Source organism: Stenotrophomonas sp. A3_2, assembly GCF_036624925.1.
Classification (GTDB): domain Bacteria; phylum Pseudomonadota; class Gammaproteobacteria; order Xanthomonadales; family Xanthomonadaceae; genus Stenotrophomonas; species Stenotrophomonas hibiscicola.
On record NZ_JAZKVY010000298.1, the window covers coordinates 1 to 446 of the forward strand.

General features: G+C 76.0%; 1 protein-coding gene. It reads left to right on the plus strand.

Translation table 11 applies throughout. The annotated features are described in order from the left end of the window. Positions 1-26 precede the first annotated feature (26 nt). The coding region (locus tag R5H29_RS14430; RefSeq protein WP_332329344.1) for a LysR family transcriptional regulator at positions 27-446 on the plus strand (420 nt) is incomplete at its 3' end.

A 446-nucleotide genomic window follows, 5' to 3' on the forward strand; every position in this document is an offset into this window, starting at 1 on the left:
CCCGCCCCGGCCTCGGTGTCTCCCTTGTGGCGCTGCGCAGCTTCGAGGCGGTGGTCCGCCTTGGCACCGTCGAGGCGGCGGCGCGTGAACTGGGTCTGACCCCGTCCGCGCTCAGCCACCATCTGCGCGCCATCCGCCAGACCCTGGGGCGCCCGGTGCTCACCCGCAGCGGCCGCACGCTCGTCCCCACCGAGGATGGCCGCGCCCTCGCCGGCGCCCTTGGCCCGGCCTATGCCGCCATCGACGCCGCGCTCGCGCGCTTCACCGGGCGCCGGCGCGGCATCGTCGTCACCCTGCAGCCCTCGCTCGCCGCCCGCTGGCTCATCCCCCGCCTGCCCGGGCTGACGGCCAGCACCGACCTCGACATCGTGCTCTCCACCACGCCGCGCCTCGTCGATCTGGCGCGCGAACAGATCGATTGCGCCATCCGGCTCGGTCCCGGCGCC